Annotated in this window: 19 protein-coding genes; 4 read left to right on the top strand and 15 right to left on the bottom strand. The window is 66.8% G+C overall.

All coding sequences use genetic code 11. The features are described 5' to 3' along the window. Positions 1–14 precede the first annotated feature (14 nt). The 5 genes from AB0T83_RS00670 to AB0T83_RS00650 are packed head-to-tail and all read right to left on the bottom strand — an operon-like array spanning position 15 to position 2,120. On the bottom strand, positions 15–176 hold the full coding sequence (locus AB0T83_RS00670) for a hypothetical protein (RefSeq protein ID WP_193141770.1): 162 nt from the start codon (positions 174–176) through the stop codon (positions 15–17). Then, entirely contained in the window at positions 176–601 is a 426-nt protein-coding gene (locus tag AB0T83_RS00665) for a thioesterase family protein (RefSeq protein WP_366190691.1), read from the bottom strand. Before AB0T83_RS00665 ends, AB0T83_RS00670 begins: the two co-directional genes overlap by 1 nt. After that, on the bottom strand, positions 601–1,203 hold the full coding sequence (locus AB0T83_RS00660) for an NADH-quinone oxidoreductase subunit C (protein ID WP_366190689.1): 603 nt from the start codon (positions 1,201–1,203) through the stop codon (positions 601–603). The genes AB0T83_RS00665 and AB0T83_RS00660 overlap by 1 nt, the downstream gene beginning before the upstream one ends. Before the next feature lie 27 nt (positions 1,204–1,230). Continuing rightward, the gene (locus AB0T83_RS00655; protein WP_366190688.1) at positions 1,231–1,764 is read right to left on the bottom strand and encodes a NuoB/complex I 20 kDa subunit family protein; all 534 of its coding nucleotides are present in this window, start codon (positions 1,762–1,764) and stop codon (positions 1,231–1,233) included. Then, on the bottom strand, positions 1,755–2,120 hold the full coding sequence (locus AB0T83_RS00650) for an NADH-quinone oxidoreductase subunit A (RefSeq protein WP_366190686.1): 366 nt from the start codon (positions 2,118–2,120) through the stop codon (positions 1,755–1,757). The genes AB0T83_RS00655 and AB0T83_RS00650 overlap by 10 nt, the downstream gene beginning before the upstream one ends. Positions 2,121–2,404: 284 nt before the next feature. Between AB0T83_RS00650 and AB0T83_RS00645 the strand changes: the two genes are divergently transcribed. Then, entirely contained in the window at positions 2,405–3,721 is a 1,317-nt protein-coding gene (locus AB0T83_RS00645) for a glycoside hydrolase family 108 protein (RefSeq protein ID WP_366190684.1), read from the top strand. Between the two features lie 6 nt (positions 3,722–3,727). On the opposite strand, the gene AB0T83_RS00640 is transcribed toward AB0T83_RS00645, so the two are convergent. From AB0T83_RS00640 to AB0T83_RS00630, 3 genes are read right to left on the bottom strand one after another with little or no spacing between them, the layout of a single operon-like run. Beyond that, positions 3,728–4,213, bottom strand: a complete 486-nt coding sequence (locus AB0T83_RS00640; protein WP_366190682.1) for a lysozyme inhibitor LprI family protein — start codon at positions 4,211–4,213, stop codon at positions 3,728–3,730. 8 nt (positions 4,214–4,221) lie between these two features. Next, positions 4,222–5,442, bottom strand: coding sequence for a DegT/DnrJ/EryC1/StrS family aminotransferase (locus tag AB0T83_RS00635; RefSeq protein ID WP_366190680.1), 1,221 nt, complete (start codon positions 5,440–5,442; stop codon positions 4,222–4,224). A 48-nt stretch (positions 5,443–5,490) separates the two neighbouring features. Beyond that, positions 5,491–6,165 (bottom strand): HAD-IA family hydrolase, encoded by a 675-nt coding sequence (locus AB0T83_RS00630; RefSeq protein WP_366190678.1) that lies wholly within the window; start codon positions 6,163–6,165, stop codon positions 5,491–5,493. Between the two features lie 128 nt (positions 6,166–6,293). On the opposite strand from AB0T83_RS00630, the gene moaA reads away from it, so the two are divergent. After that, a complete protein-coding gene (moaA, locus tag AB0T83_RS00625) occupies positions 6,294–7,301 on the top strand; it encodes a GTP 3',8-cyclase MoaA (RefSeq protein WP_366190676.1) in 1,008 nt (335 codons plus the stop codon). A gap of 8 nt (positions 7,302–7,309) precedes the next feature. Here moaA and AB0T83_RS00620 read toward each other — a convergent pair whose 3' ends face one another. The 4 genes from AB0T83_RS00620 to AB0T83_RS00605 form a co-directional block, all read right to left on the bottom strand. Next, positions 7,310–8,236, bottom strand: coding sequence for a sulfotransferase domain-containing protein (locus AB0T83_RS00620; protein ID WP_366190675.1), 927 nt, complete (start codon positions 8,234–8,236; stop codon positions 7,310–7,312). Between the two features lie 13 nt (positions 8,237–8,249). Beyond that, positions 8,250–9,413, bottom strand: coding sequence for a M20 aminoacylase family protein (locus AB0T83_RS00615; RefSeq protein ID WP_366190673.1), 1,164 nt, complete (start codon positions 9,411–9,413; stop codon positions 8,250–8,252). A gap of 74 nt (positions 9,414–9,487) precedes the next feature. Beyond that, the gene (locus AB0T83_RS00610) at positions 9,488–10,759 is read right to left on the bottom strand and encodes a DUF3422 family protein (RefSeq protein WP_366190671.1); all 1,272 of its coding nucleotides are present in this window, start codon (positions 10,757–10,759) and stop codon (positions 9,488–9,490) included. A gap of 64 nt (positions 10,760–10,823) precedes the next feature. Next, positions 10,824–11,282 carry a phasin family protein gene (locus AB0T83_RS00605; protein ID WP_366191078.1) on the bottom strand — a complete coding sequence of 153 codons (459 nt, stop codon included), beginning with the start codon at positions 11,280–11,282 and terminating at the stop codon, positions 10,824–10,826. A 211-nt stretch (positions 11,283–11,493) separates the two neighbouring features. Between AB0T83_RS00605 and selD the strand changes: the two genes are divergently transcribed. Continuing rightward, complete coding sequence (gene selD / locus AB0T83_RS00600; protein ID WP_366190670.1) at positions 11,494–13,701, top strand: selenide, water dikinase SelD; 2,208 nt, start codon at positions 11,494–11,496, stop codon at positions 13,699–13,701. Here the strand turns inward: selD and mnmH are convergent. The 3 genes from mnmH to AB0T83_RS00585 form a co-directional block, all read right to left on the bottom strand. After that, on the bottom strand, positions 13,682–14,752 hold the full coding sequence (mnmH, locus tag AB0T83_RS00595) for a tRNA 2-selenouridine(34) synthase MnmH (RefSeq protein WP_366190668.1): 1,071 nt from the start codon (positions 14,750–14,752) through the stop codon (positions 13,682–13,684). The two genes, selD and mnmH, sit on opposite strands and share 20 nt — an antisense overlap. A gap of 210 nt (positions 14,753–14,962) precedes the next feature. Then, the gene (locus AB0T83_RS00590) at positions 14,963–17,497 is read right to left on the bottom strand and encodes an ABC transporter permease (protein ID WP_366190666.1); all 2,535 of its coding nucleotides are present in this window, start codon (positions 17,495–17,497) and stop codon (positions 14,963–14,965) included. After that, positions 17,494–18,189, bottom strand: a complete 696-nt coding sequence (locus AB0T83_RS00585) for an ABC transporter ATP-binding protein (protein ID WP_366190664.1) — start codon at positions 18,187–18,189, stop codon at positions 17,494–17,496. The genes AB0T83_RS00590 and AB0T83_RS00585 overlap by 4 nt, the downstream gene beginning before the upstream one ends. Here AB0T83_RS00585 and AB0T83_RS00580 point away from each other — a divergent pair. Continuing rightward, the gene (locus tag AB0T83_RS00580; protein WP_435891128.1) at positions 18,188–18,883 is read left to right on the top strand and encodes an arylesterase; all 696 of its coding nucleotides are present in this window, start codon (positions 18,188–18,190) and stop codon (positions 18,881–18,883) included. The two genes, AB0T83_RS00585 and AB0T83_RS00580, sit on opposite strands and share 2 nt — an antisense overlap. Positions 18,884–18,923: the final 40 nt, after the last annotated feature.

The raw sequence follows: 18,923 nt of genomic DNA, 5'->3' as shown, positions 1-18,923 counted from the left end.
GTCCTCGCCCTCTCCTAGTCTTCGGCCCGGGCGGCCATCACCCAAAGCAGCACGATCAGCCCGAAGGGGATCAGCGCCGTCAGCGCCCAATACGGGTTCACCCGGTAATGGGGCAACAGTTTGAACAGCGGCACGATGGTCAGCGCGCTCAGCACCAGGAACCAGAGCATCTGCATCAGGCACCCTCCTCCAGACGCTTGGCGGCGACGCGTTTTTCGAACCGCTCTTTCCCGATCAGGCCGCGCAGGTGGCGGCCTTCGCCGATCAGGTCGTGACCATCGTGGCCGCGCACCTTGAACCAGATGAAATTGCCGTCGATCGACTGCACCTCGGTGTCCACCGTGACCGTCAGCCCCGGCGGGGTCGGCGCGCAATGGGTCAGATCGAAGGCGGTGCCCAGCGAGCATTCGCCGTCTTCGTAGAACGGCGCCAGCTGTTCGACGCAGGCCCATTCGAACAGGCCGATCATATAGGCGCTGGACAGCACTTCGGGCATGTCATCCATGACCCGCGCATCGGGGAACAGCCGCGGCACCACCTCTTCCGGGCGGATCACCCGGCTGAAGCTGGCGCGGGCGCCTATCTGGAGACCGGGCTTCATCAGGCGCCTTTCTTCTCGTCGCCGGGAAGGATGTATTCGGCCCCTTCCCAGGGCGACATGAAGTCGAACTGGCGGTATTCCTGCACCAGGTTCACCGGCTCGTAGACCACGCGCTTTTTCTCTTCGTCGTAGCGCACTTCGGTGTATCCGGTGGTCGGAAAGTCCTTGCGCAGCGGATGGCCGCGGAACCCGTAGTCGGTCAGCAGGCGGCGCATGTCGGGATGGCCGGAAAAGATCAGCCCGAACATGTCGAAAACTTCACGCTCGAACCAGTTGGCAGCCGGATAGACCGACACCAGCGAGGGCACCATCTGATCCTCGCGCACGGCGAACCGTACGCGGATCCGCTGATTCTGGTACATCGACAGGAAGTGGTAGACCACGTCGAACCGCTTGTCGCGCGCGGGATAATCCACGGCGGTGATGTCCACGAGGGTCGAGAAGCGGCAGGTCTGGTCGGTTTTCAGGTAATCACAGAAGGCCAGCAGCGAGGCCGGGGTCACGGTCACGGTCAGTTCGTCGAAGGCGATCTCGGTGCTGACCACGCAATCGGGGCGTGCCAGCTCGATATGCGCCGCCAGTTCCTGAAGCTGTTCGGTCATGTCCTTGGTCCTCTGGGCGATGCGCGGTTAGCGGATAAGGGTGCCGGTGCGGCGGATCTTCCGCTGCAACTGCAGGATGCCATAAAGCAGTGCCTCGGCCGTGGGCGGGCAGCCCGGCACATAGACATCCACCGGCACCACGCGGTCGCAGCCACGCACGACGGAATAGCTGTAGTGATAATAGCCGCCGCCATTGGCGCAGGAGCCCATGGAGACCACGTAGCGCGGCTCGGGCATCTGGTCATAGACCTTGCGCAGGGCGGGCGCCATCTTGTTGGTCAGCGTGCCGGCGACGATCATCAGGTCGGACTGGCGCGGCGAGGCGCGTGGGGCCGTGCCAAACCGCTCCATGTCATAGCGCGGCATGGCGGTGTGCATCATCTCGACGGCGCAACAGGCCAGCCCGAAGGTCATCCAGTGCAGCGAGCCGGTGCGCGCCCAGTTGATGATGTCCTCGGTCGAGGTCAGCAGGAAACCCTTGTCCTGCAGTTCCTTGTTCAGCGCTTGCGTGGCCACTTCGCGGTCGGGACCGGCGGTGTTGGCTGCGGTGCTCACTCCCATTCGAGCGCCCCTTTCTTCCATTCATAGGCAAAGCCGATGGTCAGAACCGCGAGGAACGCCATCATGGACCAGAACCCCAGCATCGAGATGTCCTTGAAGGCCACCGCCCAGGGGAACAGGAACGCCACTTCGAGGTCGAAGATGATGAACAGGATCGAGACCAGGTAGAAGCGGACGTCGAATTTCATGCGCGCGTCATCGAAGGCGTTGAAGCCGCATTCATAAGCGCTGACCTTCTCGGGATCGGGATTCTTAACCGCCAGCAGAGCGGCGGCAAGGATCAGGACCAGACCAAGAGCCACGGCGATGCCCAGAAAAACAAGGATGGGCAGGTACTCTCGAAGCAGTTCTTCCATATTGGATTGCCTCCCGCGCAGCTTTTTTAACCGTTGTGGCCTTCGACTTACTCCCCCCCATCGGGGCGGTCAACTCGCCACGCAAATGGCGATCCATTTAAAAATGTTATTCATCAATGACTTGACCTTCGCGCTTTGCGCTTAGCGCCGTAATGACGCAGGACCTTGCAAGGATATGTCGTCGCGACTCGCCGTGCGCAGCCAAGAGCAAGCCCGCAACACCCGACGTTGACTCGGCTAGGATGTGACACCCAAGATGGTTAACAGGCTGCCCCGGAGGTCCCATGAGCCCGCTAATCGGAATTGCCGTCAACATGCTTCCCGGACTGGCCAAGCGCCTGACGCGGGGTTCCAAACCCGAAACCCAGGATCTGGTCGAGACGGTCGTGCGGGAGGTGCTGAACACCGATGATCCGCAGGAAGCCGCCCTGCGCGCCGAGGATCCGCAATTGTCGGGCGAGCTGCGCCTGCGTCTGGCCGAGATCGAAGCCGCCGCCGACAAGGCAGAGCAGGAGGCGCAGGAGAAACTGCGCCAGGCCCAGCTTGAAAAGCTGCGTCTGGATATCCAGGCGGCGTCCGAGCAGCGCGCCGGGGAACTGGACGAACTGGAAAAGCGTCTGGACGACAAGCAGGACGCGCGCGCGACCATGGTGGACCTGAACAAGTCGGGCAGCTACCTGGCCTGGGGGCCGGTGCTGGTGTCGACGGTGGTGGTCGTGGGGTTCTTCGTGACCCTGATCTCGCTGGTGTTCCTGGTGAAGAGCGGCACCGCCAATGCCACCGAAGGCGCTGGGCAGTTGATCCTGCAGATCCTCAACATCGCCGTGGGCGCGCTGACGGCGGGCTTTGCCACCGTCATCAGCTTCTGGCTGGGATCCTCGAACGGGTCCCAGAAAAAGGACATCAACGCGGCGCAGGCCCAAAACACCGTGGCACAGATCCAGAAGGACAATGTGCGGGCGACGCAGGCAATGGTGGATGCGCAGAACAGGCAGACGTCCGATCTGATCCAGCGCATGGCCGCCGTGGCAAACCCGGCCCCCGTCATGGCGGCGGCCGCCGCTGGTGGCCCCAAGGCCAAGGACGCGCGGCAGTTCGGGAAATGTCTGGAAATCATCTTCATGCATGAAGGCGGCTATTCCGATCATCCCAAGGATCCGGGCGGCGCCACCAACATGGGCATCACCCACAAGACGCTTGCCGCATGGCGCGGGCAGCCGGTCACCAGGGACGACGTGCGCAATCTGACCCGCGAAGAAGCCGGTGAGATCTATCGCGCCAATTACTGGAACGCGCTGAGCTGTGACAGCCTGCCCGCCGGCGTGGATCTGGTGGCCTTCGATTTTGGCGTAAATGCAGGGGTTCGGCGGTCGGCCAAGCTGCTGCAGAAGCTGGTGCATGTGGAACAGGACGGCCAGATCGGCCCGATCACCGTGGGCGCCGCCCAGACGCTGGAGCCCGAGCATATCATCAACGCCTTCAGCGACGGTCGGATGGAGCATTATCGCAGTCTGGACACCTGGGAGACCTTCAAGAAGGGCTGGACCCGGCGCACCACGGAAACCCGCGCCACGGCATTGGAAATGGCCAAGAACGGCTAAGTCGCGTCACGGCGCGTCGGCCAGCCATTCCCGGAAATCCAGAACCCGGTCTGCGGTCATCCCCAGCATGCAATCGGCGCCGATGAGGCTGCGGATCGTGCCCGAGATGTAGCGCTGATACTGCCACGCGCATTCGGCCTCGCGATAGGCGACCCAGGCCCGCTGCGCCTCCAGCAGGCGCGCGCTGTAGCCGCCCTCGGCCCCGGCATCCTGTGCATCCTGCGCTTCGGCCTGCGCCTGCACGTCGGGCCAATAGGCGTTCAGAAGCACTTCCCAAGCCTCGATCTCTTCTCCCAGACATTCAACTTCGCCGGCGGTGGAGGTATCGCCGCTGGCCTCGGAACAGGCCGCATAGACTGTTTCGACACAGTCCTGCTGATCGCTGCGCAAATCACTGGCCTCGACGCAGGCGCGCAGGTCGCCCACGGCATCAGCATGGGCCGGGACGGACAGACCGGCCAGAAGGGCGGCAAGGGCAAGGGGTGTGCGCATGGGCGACCTCACGGAGCTGTGGGTTCAAAGTGCGGGCGGGCAATGGTTTGCGCAGCCGTCACCTCGTCCCGGATGATGCGGGCAATCAGGGAGCAGTCGTCAAGGCTGAAGGTCAGGGGCAGGCGCATGTCCAGAAGTCCCGCCAATATCCGATTCGTCGCCGGTTGCGGGGCGGGATCGGCATAGCGCCAGTGCTCATAGCGCGACGTGAAGCCTGTGGGTTGCGGGGCGCCGAACCATTTCAACTCCACCCCCCGCGTCTTGCAGCGCGACAGGACCGCCGCGATGGCCTCGGGCGGCCAGTCCGGCAGGCGGAACTGGATCGACGAACCGACATAGGCCTCGGCCTCGGGGCGGGAGATCAGGGTCAGGCCGGGGGTGTTCCGCAAGCCGTCTTCGACCCGGCGATAGCGCGCGGTCCACGCGGCGCAATTGTCATCCAGCGTGGCCAGTTGCGGGCGCAGCAGTGCCGCCCGCAGGTGGTCCATGCGGCACGACATGTTGGGAATCTCGGCCGGATTGTCGGGATAGGCATCGCGCGAAGGTCCAGCCGGGTGCCGATCAAAGAACATATAGGCCCCCGACAGGATCGTGGCGCGCGCCATCAGTGCGGCATCAGCGCTGGTCAGCAACCCGCCCTCGCCCGAGTTCATGTGCTTGTAGGTCTGGGTTGAGAAACAGGCCACCCGTCCGTGCTGACCCGAACGCACACCGTTCCAGCGCGCCCCCATGGTGTGGGCACAATCCTCGATCACCGTGACCCCGGCGGCATCGCAGATCCGCATCAGCCGGTCCATGTCGCACAGATGGCCGCGCATATGCGACAGCAGCAGCACCCGCGCCTGCCCGATCTTGGCAGCCAGATCGTCCAGATCGATCACCAGATCCTCGGTCACCTCGACGAAAACCGGGCAGGCACCGACAGCGGCCACGGCACCCGGCACCGGTGCCAGGGTGAAGGCGTTGGTCAACACCGCCTCGCCCGACTGCACCCCCACGGCCCGCAGCGCCAGCGCCAGCGCCGTCCCGCCCGAAGCCACCGCCAGGCAGAAGCGCGCGCCCTGCCAGGCAGCGTATTCCTGTTCGAGCAGCCCCGCCTCGCCCGGTTCCGCGCCCACAAGGTTATAGCGGTGCAGCCGCCCCGATTGCATGACCCGCAGCGCCGCCTGTTGCGCGGCCTCGGGGATCGGGGTCTGCTGGGTGAAATTGCCGGTGAAAGTTTCTGTCATGGCAGAACGCTCGCGCATGCAGCTGGGCCGGTCAAGGGTTGGCCGCGCTCACGCGGGGGCGGGCAGAAGCGGTGCCAGCACCGTTTCCAGATCGCCATAGCCGTTCAGCAGCGCCTCGGGTGCCAGATCGGACACGCCCATCCCGTCCGGGCCGAAGGTCACCAGAATGCAGGGGATGCCCGCCGCCCGCGCGGTTTCGCGGTCGGTCTCGGTATCGCCGATCAGCACCGCGCGCGCCGGATCGCCCCCGGCCAGCCGCACCGATTCGCGAAACGGCAGCGGGTCGGGCTTGCGCACCGGGTAGGTGTCGGCCCCCACCAGCGCGTCGAACAGATCGGCCACGCCAAGGCGATCCACCAATTGCCGCGCCAGCCCCTCGGGCTTGTTGGTGCAGATGGCGGTGCGATAGCCTGCACTGCGCAGCCGGGTCACAGCCTCGAGCGCGCCGGGATACAGGCAACTGTGCGTGTCGATGGCCGCCCCGTAGGCCTCCAGCAGGATCGGGTAGCCAGCCTTGATATCGTCCGCGCCATAGCCCGGCCCGGCCCTGCCGAACCCCAGCGACAGCATCGCCCGGCCACCGCGAAAGGCGGTGGATTGATCGGCCTTTGGGTTGAGCAGATCGCCGAGGCCCCGGCCGCGGAACACCACGTTGGCGGCCGCGATCAGATCGCCCGATGTATCGGCAAGCGTGCCATCCAGATCGAAAACCACGGTCGGCATCGGCAACTCCTTCGTTGGTCCCGCGTGCGATACCGCGAGTCACCGCCGATGAAAACAGCCCTCCGCCAATCTTCACGATATCGCACAGGGGACTTGCTCAGGACGGCCATCGGAAATACCTCTTTGGCATGACAGCTCCGCTGATAGATCCATTCGCCCGCCCGATTTCATACCTTCGGGTCTCGGTCACCGACCGCTGCGACTTCCGCTGTGTCTATTGCATGGCGGAAAACATGACCTTCCTGCCGAAGAAAGAGCTTCTGACGCTGGAGGAACTGGATCGCATGTGCACCGCCTTCATCGGCCTGGGCGTGCGCAAGCTGCGCATCACCGGGGGTGAGCCGCTGGTCCGACGCGATATCCTGACCTTCTTCCAGGCGATCTCGCGCCATCTGGACAGCGGCGCGCTGGACGAGCTGACGCTGACCACCAACGGCTCGCAACTGGAACGCCATGCCGCCGATCTGGCGGCCTGCGGCATCAAGCGGATCAATGTCTCGCTCGACACGCTGGACGAAGACAAATTCGCCCGCGTCACCCGCTGGGGCCGCCTGCCCCAGGTCTTGCGCGGCATCGACGCGGCCCAGAAGGCCGGTCTGCGGATCAAGATCAATACGGTTGCGCTGAAAGGCTTCAACGAGGACGAATTGTTCGCCCTCGTGGACTGGTGTGCCGCCCGCGACATGGACCTGACCTTCATCGAGGTCATGCCGATGGGCGATCTGGGCGGCGAGGATCGCATCGGTCAATACTGGTCGCTGGACGACGTGCGGGCGCAACTGGCCACCCGCAGCCCGTTGACCGATCTGGCCGAGCGCACCGGCGGCCCGGCCCGCTATGTGCGCATGGAGCAGACCGGCCAGAAGATCGGCTTCATCACCCCGCTGACCCATAATTTCTGCGAAAGCTGCAACCGCGTGCGGCTGACCTGCACCGGCGAATTGTACATGTGTCTGGGGCAGGAAGACTGGGCCGACCTGCGCAAGCCGCTGCGCAACCATCCCAAGGATGACGCGCCCCTGCGCGCCGCCATCCGCGCCGCCATCGCGCGCAAGCCCAAGGGACACGACTTCGACTATTCGCGGCAGCAGGTCGCTGGCCAGATGACCCGGCACATGAGCCACACCGGCGGCTGAGCCCAGCCTCAGACCGCCGCTGCGCGCCCTTCCAGCCAGGCCCGGCAATCGGGCGGCAGTTCGCGCGCCGCAACCTGATCGTAGAGCATCAGGTTCTCCTCGCTCAGCACGCCCTTCCAGCGCCCGTTGGTGCCCTTGTTGATGAAGGTGCGCGCGCCATCCTTGAACACGGCCTCGTTCCCGGTCGGGACCTGCTCGGCAGCGCGGCGCATGGATTTGAAGCTGACGGCGTCGGCGATGTCGCGGCACATCTCGTCGGTGCAGGAAATGTTGAGATAGGCGGCGATCCCGGCAATCTGGGCGGCGGTATCGGCCAACAGGTCGTTGTAATGCACGAAGCGGATGTTGGGCAAGTTGCGGTAAGCCCACCATGACCGGATATGGGCCATGTTGCCCCAGAACGGATAGCCTTCGTTTTCCCAGGCAAACCAGCCCCGGCTGATCCAGTCTCGAAAGCCTTGACGGACGTCGCCATCGCAAGGCGGCAGCGGCGCGCCCACAAGGTTCTCGCCCTCGGCAAGCTGTTTCAGCGCCATGTCGGTGTAGTTGGAGTAGTGGTTCCAGAACGACATGTACACATCGCGCGGGTCGCGCCCGATCACCAGGTATTGCGCTTTGGCGTCGAAGGCGGTGCCATCCGCCGGCAAATGCGATTTCAGGCAGCGCCGGTGGATCTGGGCCGCCAGTTTCGCGACAAGATCGTCAATCGGCGGCGGTCGAAAATCGACCCATGGCGAAAATTCCCCCAGTTCCCGGGGCTGCAGATCCTGAAAGATCAGGTGCAGTACAATGGTCTGCGTCCATGTGGTGCCGCATTTGTAGGGCGTGGTGATGATGATGTCGCCGACGCGCCGGTCGATCCTGTCCCAGCGGGTGCTGTCCAGATGGTGGTTCTGATAGACGCGCGTGCGCCGGGGCAGATTGGGCGGCGGCATCGCGATCTCCGATCTAGGCCAGCGGCAGCCGCGATTCCGCCAGTTCCGCCCACCATGAACAGCCCGCCGGGATCACCTCGTCGTTGAAGTTGTAGTCCGGGTGGTGCACCGCCGCCGTATCGCCATTGCCCACCAGCACATAGGCGCCGGGACGGGCCTGCAGCATATAGGCGAAATCCTCGCCGCCCATGACCAGCGGCGCCTCGGCGCAATCGCCCGAGACCCGGCGCGCCGCGTCCGCCGCGAATTCGGTCTCGCGCGCGGCGTTGACCATCACCGGGTAGCCTTCGACATAGGCGACCTCGGCCCGCGCACCGGCGGCGGCGGCAATGCCTTCGGCCACGGCGACCAGCCGGTCGCGCACTTGCGCCCGCACGCCCGCATCCAGCGTGCGCACGGTGCCGCGCAGATCGACGTACTGCGGGATCACGTTATGCGCCTTCGAGGACGACTCGATGCTGGTCACCGACAGCACCGCCTGATGCACCGGATCGGTGTTGCGGCTGATGACGGCCTGCAGCGCCATCACGATCTGGCTGGCGGTGACGATGGGATCCACGGTGTCATGGGGCTTGGCCGCATGGCCGCCCCTGCCCTGCACCCGGATGTTGAATTCATCGGTCGAGGCAAAGAACGGCCCCGGCCGGATCGCGAAACTGCCCACGGGCTGGCCGGGCCAGTTGTGCATGCCGTAGACCTCGTCGATGCCGTAGCGGTCCATCACGCCTTCCTCGACCATCACCCGGCCGCCGCCGCCGCCCTCTTCGGCGGGCTGGAAGATCACCACCACGGTGCCGTCGAAATTGCGGGTCTCGGCCAGGTATTTCGCCGCCCCCAGCAGCATGGCGGTATGGCCGTCATGGCCGCAGGCATGCATGGCGCCCGGCACGGTCGAAGCATAGTCCACCCCGGTGGTTTCCTGGATCGGCAGCGCATCCATGTCGGCACGCAGCCCGACAACCCGCCCGCGCGTATCGCTGCGGCCCTTGATGACGCCCACCACCCCGGTCCGGGCGATCCCCTCGTCGACCGTGTCGCAGCCGAAGGCGCGCAACTGTTCGGCCACCAGCGCGCCGGTGCGATGGGTGTCGAACATCAGTTCGGGATGGGCATGGATGTCGCGGCGGATGTTGGCGATCTCGTCCAGCATTTCCGAGAAACGGTTCTTGATCGGCATGACGGCAGGCCCCCTTGGTCAGGATCAATCTAGGCCCGCCGCGCCCCGGTTGCCAGTGGGCGCGCGGGGTGACGCTAGTGAAAGCGTTTCTTGATCCGCTCGACCGCGTACCAGACCGCCGCAATCACCGGCGGTGTCACCAGGGCGGCCAGCCAGGTCTTGGACAGCCCCAGCCCATAGCCCAGCGGCCCGACCATGTAGAGCGCAAGGTTTATCGCGTAATAGCTGATCGCCACCACCGACAGCCCCTCGACCGTCTGTTGCAGCCGCAACTGCACATCGGCGCGCTGGTCCATGCTTTCCAGCAGCTTCTGGTTCTGGGCCGAGCGTTCCACATCGACACGGGTGCGCAGCAACTCGCCCGCTCGGGTGGCGCGCTCGGTCATCCGGTTCAGCCGCGCTTCGCAGGAATGCACCGTGCGCATGGCCGGATCGAAGCGGCGCATCATGAATTCGCCCAGCGTCTGGCGCCCTTCCCGGCGCTCTTCGCGCAGGGCCTGGATGCGCTGGGCCACAAGGGCCTCGTAGGCCCGTGTTGCACCGAAGCGGAAACTGGCCCGCGCCGACAGGTTTTCCAGATCAGCCGAGCTTTTCAGCAGCGAATGCAGCGTGCTTTCCGAGGGCCGGCCCTCGTTGCTCATGTCCGCGATCAGATCGGACAGGTCGGTCTCGACCGTGTTCATCTTCTGGTTCAACTCGCGCGCCATCGCCAGGCCCAGCATCGACATCGACTTGTAGGTCTCGATCTCGCACAGGCGCTGGACGATGCGGCCAATCCGGCTTGGCCCGGTTCCGGGCCGGGCGAACAGCGCCATGCGGATATGGCCCTGCGTGTCGATGCGGAAGTCGCTGGCCACGATGGCGGCATCGTCGACCACATGGCTGCAGGCGACGCTGTCGCTGACGAACCACTCCGCCAGCTTGCCTTCCAGATCGGTCTCGGGGGTCAGGGTTTCGACCCGCACCAGGGCCGAGGTCACCCGCACGCCGGGGATTTTCTCCAGCCAGTCGGAGGGAAACAGGTGGAAGTCCTGCCCGGTGAAGGGCACCGCGGCCAGCCCGTCCGAGAACAGCGTGTAGGAGACGAACTCGGTATGGCTTTCCCATTTCAACATGTGCAGGCCGATGGCGCCGAAATAATGGGTGGCGTCGGGCTGCGGATGCTGGGCCCCGAAGCGATCCAGAAGATCCAGCAGATGCGCGCGGTCGGCCTCGCGATCCCGTGCCGCGGCATTGTCGGGCCGCTTGAACGCCAGAAACAGCGCGCGGCTGGGCGCTTTCAGCGACGGGAACGGGCGCGCGTGCAACTCGTTCGAGAGCGCATAGCGCAGCTCATGATCTTTCATGTCGGGGTTCTCTGGCCTCGGCGGCAATAGCAGGGGCGGCCCCCGAAGGCGCCGCCCGTCAGGATCACTTGGGTTTCTTCAACTCGGTCATGGCCTCGTCGACCTGACCTTTCAGCTGAGTATAGGCCTCTTCATTGGCATCGCGCGCGCTGTCTGCCAGCTTGCGCATCAGCACCAGCGCCTTTTCCACGGCCTGTCCATAGGCTTCGGTCCGCTTCGAAATTGCATCCGGTCCAGTGGTCTCATCCATCCAGGCCGTATGCTCGCGCGCGGCACTGGTCATCTGGCCGAAGACCTCCATCTGCTTTTCCAGCAGATCCTTGTAGGCGGCGGCGGCGGCCTTGTTGGCGTCAACCATGGCTTCGAAGTTCTTGCGGTTCATGTCGAACACGCCAGACATGTCAAAGGCCGGGCTTTTCGCCGGTTCGAATGCCGAGAACATGCGGTTCGGATCGAAGTACTTCTGCACGTCGTTCGGATCGAACATCTTGAACATCTGGCTGAAATCGTATGGATTCTTCATCACGTCGGTTTTCCCCCATTCTTCCACGGGCATTCCGGAACCAGGTTCCGTCCCGCAGTGAAGCATAAACAGCTTCCTGCCGCCAAGGCAGAGGAAGGCCCATGGTGCGACAGAATCACTCTGGCGCGCGCCGCCTGTTGCCGGGTCGCGAATTGGCGTATCCGCTGGGGCGGACCGGCCACATCCCGCGACCGGCGCTGGAGACTGCCCGATGATGACACCGCCGCTGCCCCTGACCCGCGACCTTGTTTTGGTCGGAGGCGGCCATACCCATGCGCTGCTGTTGCGCAAATGGGGCATGGCGCCGGTGGCGGGCGTGCGGCTGACCCTGATCAACCCCGGCCCGACCGCGCCCTATTCGGGGATGCTGCCGGGACATGTGGCCGGGCATTACGACCGCGCCGATCTGGACATCGACCTGGTGCGGCTGGCGCGGTTTGCCGGGGCGCGGCTGATCCTCGACGCGGCCACGGGCATCGATCGGGACGCGCAAGAGGTCCATGTCGCCGGGCGGGCACCGGTGGGCTATGATCTGGCCTCGGTGGATGTGGGCATCACCTCGGACATGCCGGTGCTGCCGGGGTTTTCTGACCATTGCGTGCCGGCCAAGCCGCTGGGGCCCTTCGCGCGCCGCTGGGCGGAGTTCGTGCAGCAGGTCGAGACCAAAGGCACGCCCGCCCGCGTGGCGATCATCGGTGCCGGGGTGGCCGGGGTCGAGCTTGCGCTGGCGATGGCACACCGCCTGCGCGCCGCCGGGGTTGCCGCGCCCGAGGTTACGCTGGTCGAGGCCGCCGCGCCGCTGGCGCTTCTGCGGCCCAAGGCCCAGACGCTGTTGCTGGACCGGCTGATCGACGCCGGGATCGCCCTGCGCGACCACAGCCGCATCACCCATGTGACCGAGGGCGCGCTGCATCTGGCCGACGGCGCACCGATCCCCTTCGATTTCTGCGTCGGCACCGCCGGCACCCGGCCGCATCCGTGGATTGCCGGGACCGGGCTGGAACTGACCGAGGGCTTCATCAACGTTGGCCCCGACCTGCACAGCCTGTCCGATCCGCGGATCTACGCAGTGGGCGATTGCGCCCATCTGACCCACGCGCCGCGCCCCAAGGCCGGGGTGTTTGCGGTGCGCGAGGCGCCGATCCTGTACCACAACCTCAAGGCCGATCTGACCGGACAGTCGCGCCGCCGCCCCTATGACCCGCAACGCGACTACCTCAAGCTGATCTCGCTGGGCGGCAAGGCCGCGCTGGTCGAGAAAGGCCCGGTGACGCTGGCCGCACAATGGCTGTGGCGGCTGAAGAACAAGATCGATCAGGACTTCATGGAGAAGTTTCGCACCCTGCCTGCGATGGAAACCCCGCCCCTGCCCCGCGTCACCGCCGCCGGGGTACGCGAGGCGGTGACATCGCGCCCGCCGCTCTGTGGCGGCTGCGGGGCCAAGGTCGGACCGGCGACACTGGCCGGGGCTTTGGCCCGCCTGCCCGAGACCGGGCGCAAGGATCTGGCCTCGCGCCCCGGCGATGATGCGGCGATCCTCGATCTGGGCGCGGGCCGGTTCCAGGTGCTGACCACAGATCACCTGCGCGCGGTGCTGCCCGATCCCTGGCGCATGGCGCAGATCACCGCGCTCCACGCGCTTGGCGACATCTGGGCCATGGGCGCGGCACCGCAGGTGGCACTGGCCAGCCTGACCCTGCCCGCCATGCGGGACGAGATGCAGGCCCGTACCCTGTCCGAGATCACCGAGGCCGCCAGCGCCATTTTCCGCGCCGCCGGGGCCGATCTGGCCGGAGGCCACACCACGCAGGGCGCCGAGTTGAGCCTGGGGTTCACGGTCACCGGAATCTGCGACCGCCCGCCGATCGAGCTGTCCGGCGCGCGATCCGGTGATGCGCTGATCCTGACCCGCGCGCTGGGGTCCGGCACCCTGCTGGCCGCCGAGATGCGCGGGCTGGCCGCGGGCGCGGATATGGCCGCGCTCTATGCCACGCTGGTCCGGTCGCAGGCGGATGCAGCGGCGCTGCTGGCACCGCTGGCCCATGCGATGACCGATGTGACAGGTTTCGGGCTGGCCGGTCACGCACTGGCGATGGCGCAGGCCTCGGGGGTCGGGATGACCTTTAACCCGACCGCTTTTGCGATCTACGCAGGGGCCGAAGCGCTGGCCGCCAGCGGCTTGCGCTCATCGCTGTTCGCGGCCAATCGGGACCACGCCTTGCCGTCGATGGAAGGCTTCGAAGACAACACGCGCACAGCCCTTCTGTTCGACCCGCAGACCTGCGGTGGCTTTCTGGCCGCCGTGCCTGCGGAGGCGGCAGAGGGCGCGGTGAACCAGTTGCAGGCCAAGGGCCATATGGCCCGGAAGATCGGAATGGTTGAGAACGCCCCCGCAGGGATTATCCGCGCGGCCCGGTGACCGCCTTTTCCAGCGCCGCCGCGATGCGCGGCAAGGCGTCAGTCAGGGCCTCAGGGGTCAGAGCCTCCAGATCCACGCCGGCCGTCACCGCGGGGTCGTGACGCGCAGATGACCGCCGGTAGCGTGGATCATAGTGCTGCGCCATCAGCCCGGCGGCAACCTCACCGAAGGCGCCCTCCGCCACCTGTCCTTGCCAGGCCGCGACCTGCGCGGCCCCGTGCAACCGCCGCAGCTTGCCAATGGTGGCGGAAAACCGCACCGGATCGGCCAGCAGATCGGCATAGGCGGCAAGGAAGAATTCGGCCCGTGCCGCCAAGGGCGCTGCCAGCCGCACACGCGGGGCCGCGCACATGGCCGACCAGACCTGCGGCGGCACGATCAGGTTGCCCACCTTGGAGCTTTCGGCCTCCACCACCACCGGGCGCGCCGGATCGAACCCGGACAGCGCCTGCGCGATGGCGCCCTCGAAGGCCTTCTGGCCGGGCTGCGGATCGGCCCGTCCGCCGAAGATTGAGCCGCGATGCCTGGCCAGCCCCTCCAGATCCAGAACCTGCCAGCCGGCCTGCGCCAGAAGCCGCAGCACCTCGGTCTTGGCGGTGCAGGTCATGCCGTCCAGCATCACCAATGGCGGCGCAATCGGCTGGTCATACAGCGCGCGCACCACCAGCCGGCGATAGCTGCGATAACCGCCCTCCAGTGTTTCGGCACGCCAGCCGATCTCTTTCAGCAGCCAGCCGAAGGTGCCCGACCGTTGGCCGCCACGCCAGCAGTAGACCAGGGGCCGCCAACCGCCCTCGCGGTTGGCAAGCGGGCCTTCCAGATGCGCGGCGATATTGCGGATGACCAGGGCCGCGCCCATCTTGCGGGCGCCGAAACGGCTTTGCTGCACATACATGGTGCCGACGCGGGCGCGTTCCTCGTCACTCAGCACCGGCAGGCTGAGGGCGCCGGGCAGATGATCCTCGGCAAATTCGGACGGCGCGCGCGCGTCGATCAGATCGTCGAAGCCGGCCCTGGGCAAATCGCGGAGGTCGGTGAGGAGAAAAGCCATACCTGCGCCTAGCACAGGCCACCGCGACATGGGAAGCGGATGCGCCCGCCGCCATTTGGCCTATGGGCCGCAAGGCGGCGGGCCGGGCGCCGCTGCGCGGCGCGTTTGAGTATTTTTGCCAAGAAAAAGAGCCGGGACTGGCCCGTCGGGCGGCACGCGTGACGGGAAAGAGGGGCCGCGCCCTGCGTTGCAGCGGCGCGGCGCCTGTCGCTAGCCCATGGCCCGCAGCACCCGCGCGGGGCGGGCGGCCAGGGGCGGCCAGGAAAAGCTGATCCCGGCCAGCAGGGTGACCCCGATGCCGCCCAGCACGATGGCCAGCGCGTTACCCGGATCAAGCTGGAACGCACTGTCCATGACGAAGACCATGACCGCCCAGGCCGCGGTGGCGCCTGCGACAAGCGCCACGGCCCCGGCGGCAGTACCAAGCAGCAGCGCGCGCAGGGTGAAGCCCAACAGGATCTGCGGCCGGGTGGCGCCGAGGGTTTTCAGGATCGCGGCTTCGTAGATCCGGCCGCGCACCCCGGCGGCGGCCGCGCCGATCAGCACCACGAATCCGGTCAGCAGCGTAGCCCCGGCGCCATAGGAGGTGGCCGCCGCAAGGCTGCGCAACACGCGCGCGACATTGTCGATGGCATCGCGCACCCGGATGGCGGTGATGTTGGGATAGGCGCTGGCGAGGTCGCGCAGGATGGCGGCTTCGGCCTCGGCCTCGGCGTAGACCGTGGCAATATGGGTGTGCGGGGCGCCGCTGAGGGCGGCGGGGTTCAGCGACAACACGAAGCCGATCCCGGCGTTGGAGAAGTCCACCTCGCGGAAGCTGGTGATCTCGGCCTCGATGTCGCGGCCCAGGATGTTCACCGTTAGCCGGTCGCCCAGCGACAGGCCCAACTCCCCGGCCTCTTCCGCCGCCACACTTGCCAGCGGCGGGCCGTCATAGTCCGCCGGCCACCACTCTCCGGCCACCACCGAGGTGTTGCGCGGCACCTCTTGCGAATAGGTCACGCCCCGGTCGCCGCGCAGCACCCAGTGATCCCCGGCAACCTCGCGCGCGGGCTGGCCGTTGATGCGGGTGACGACGCCGCGCAGCATCGGGGCGCTGTCGACGCGGTTGACGGCGGGATCCGTGTTCAGGCGGTCGAGAAAGCCCGCCATCTGGTCGGGCTGGATGTCCACGAAGAAATAGCTGGGCGCGATCTCGGGCAGGTCGCGCTGGATGGCGCCGCGCAGGTTGCTGTCGATCTGGCCCACTGCGGCCAGCACGGTCAGTCCCAGTCCCAGCGACAGCACCACGGCGGTGGCATCCTCGCCCGCGCCGCCGATGGCGCCCAGCGCGGTGCGCAGGGTGCGATGGTGGCGCAGCGCCTGCCGCTTGGCCAGCCAGCGCGCGCCCCGGCGCAGTCCCCAGGCCGTCAGGGCCAGCACCAGCAGTGCCGCAAGGATGGCGCCCGCCGTCCAAAGCGCCAGGCGCGGCACGTCCGACAGCGCGGTGGCCAGCCCGACAAGGGCCAGCAACAGACCGGCGATGACCAGCAGGTAGCGCAATCGCGGCTGCCGCGCGCCGGGACCGGAGCCATCGCGGAACAGCGCCGCCGCCCGAACCTCTTCGCTGCGCGCCAGCGGCCACAGCGCGAAGACAAGCGCCGTGAGCGTGCCGTAGAGCGCCGCTTCGGCCAGCGGCCGCAGACTGAGCCCGAAGGCCACCGGCACCGGCAGGCGCGCCTCGATTATCGGCGCCAGCGCCAGTGGCAGGGCGGCGCCCAGCACGACCCCGGCGGCAACGCCCACCGCCGTGACCAGCCCGACCTGCAGAAGATAGGTGGCAAAGATCGTCCCGCGATCCGCGCCGAGGGTTTTCAGGGTCGCGATCACCCCGGTCTTGGAGGCCAGATAGGCGCGTACCGAGGCCGAGATCCCGACCCCGCCCACCGCCAGACCCGCCAGCCCGACCAGCACGAGAAAGGCACTGATCCGGTTGACGAACTCGGCCACGCCGGGCGCGCCGTTGCGGGCATCGCGCCAGCGCACACCGCTGTCGCGGAAGGCGGTTTCGGCGGCGGCTTGCAGACCGGCCAGATCGGCGCCCTCGGGCAGGTCCAGACGGTAGCGGGTTTCATAGAGGGTGCCGTCGCCCAACAGCCCCGAGGCCTCGAGCGCGGCGCGCCGCACGATGGTGCGCGGCCCCAGGGCGAATCCGGCTGAGGAGGCATCGGGTTCGACCTCCAGCGCTGCCATCAGCACGAATTCCTGCACACCCAGTATGAACCGGTCGCCGGGGGTCAGACCCAGCCGGTCGATCAGCACCTGTTGCATGACTGCGCCGGGAAGCCCCGCTGCGCCCTCCAGCGCCGTGACCAGCGGCATGTCAGGCGACAGTGTCACATTACCGACCAGTGGATAGGCGTCGTCCACCGCTTTCACCTGTGTCAGCCCGCGTTCGGTCACGTCACCCCGTTCGACCACCGCCATGGACCGGAAGTCATAGACCTCGGACAGGCGCAGGGCGCGCGCCTCCATCCAGCGGCGTTCCTCAGGGAAGGCCGGGCGGTAGGTGAAGGTCATCTCGGCATCGCCGCCCAGGATCACCGCGCCTTCCGAGCGCAGACCCTCCTGAATGGCGCTGCGCACCATGCCGACGGCGGCGATGGCGGTGACCCCCAGCATCAGGCACAGCAGGAACACGGCAAAGCCGCGCAACCCGCCGCGCAATTCGCGCCGGGCGATGCGGCTGGCGACGGCCAGGGTCATTCTGCGGCCCTCAACGCATCTTCGCTTTCGATGCGGCCATCGCGCAAATGCACAACGCGGTCGCAGCGACCGGCCAGCTCCGGCGCATGGGTGACCAGAACCAGCGTCGCGCCGTGGCGGTCGCGCAGGCCGAACAGCAAGTCCATGATCGCCGCGCCGTTGGTGCCGTCCAGATTGCCCGTGGGCTCATCCGCCAGCAGAATTTCGGGACGCGGGGCGGCGGCGCGAGCCAGGGCCACGCGCTGCTGCTCACCCCCCGACATTTGCGCGGGATAGTGATCCATGCGGGCGCCCAGCCCGACGGCCTCCAACTCGGCCGCAGCGCGCTCGAAGGCATCCTTGTGGCCAGCCAGTTCCAGCGGTGTTGCAACATTTTCCAGCGCGGTCATGGTAGGGATCAGGTGGAAGGATTGGAACACCACCCCCATATGACCCCTGCGGAAGCGGGCCAGCTGGTCCTCGTTCAGCGCCGTCAGATCCTGACCCAGTGCCTGAACCGATCCGCCGGTGGCGCTTTCCAGCCCGCCCATGAGCATGAGGAGCGACGACTTGCCAGATCCCGACGGCCCCACCAACCCCAGTGTTTCCCCCCGCGCCACCTTCAGGGTGATGCCGCGCAGGATATCTACCGGCCCCGCGTTGCCCTGCAGGGTCAGTTTGGCGTCGCGCAGCGACAGGACGGGTTCGGTCATGGGGCGGCTCCGGGGCAAGGGTCGTCTCTTGGCATATGGCGCGCGCAGCCGTGGACGCAAGTTCTTGGGCGCGCTTGCCCTTGCATTGGCCCCCTTGGCAGCGGCGGCAGAGCCGGTCGTGGTGGCCGCCCTGGGCGACAGCCTGACCCAGGGGTACGGCCTGCCGGTCGAGGATGGGCTGGTGCCGCAATTGCAGGACTGGCTGGCCGAAAACGGGGTCGCGGCAGAAGTTCAGAACGCCGGGGTATCGGGCGATACCACCGCCGGCGGGCTGGCCCGCATCGGCTGGACCCTGACCTCGGAGGTGGATGCGCTGATCGTGGCACTTGGCGGCAACGATTTGCTGCGCGGCATCGATCCGATTGCCAGCCGTACAAATCTTGAGGGCATCTTGTCCGAGGCGCGCAGCCGCGGCTTGCCGGTCCTGATCATCGGAATGGAGGCCCCCGGCAACTATGGCCCCGGCTACAAGGCCGCCTTCGATGGCATGTATCCCGATCTGGCGATGCGGTACGATACGCTTCTGGTGCCCGACATGCTGGCGCCGCTGAAGGTGCTTCAGGCCGATGATCCACAGGCCATGGCGCGCTACATGCAGGCGGACCGTCTGCATCCCAATGCCGACGGCGTCCGGGTGATCGTCGAGGCCATCGGACCCGAGGTCGCCCGGCTGGTGGCGCGCGCCCAGCACTGACCCGCGTCCCCGAGGCCCCTGTCCGCGCCGCACCAATGCG

The organism is Meridianimarinicoccus marinus, from assembly GCF_040689105.1.
GTDB classification, from domain to species: domain Bacteria; phylum Pseudomonadota; class Alphaproteobacteria; order Rhodobacterales; family Rhodobacteraceae; genus Meridianimarinicoccus; species Meridianimarinicoccus marinus.
This window is presented reverse-complemented; position numbering and strand designations above follow the sequence as displayed.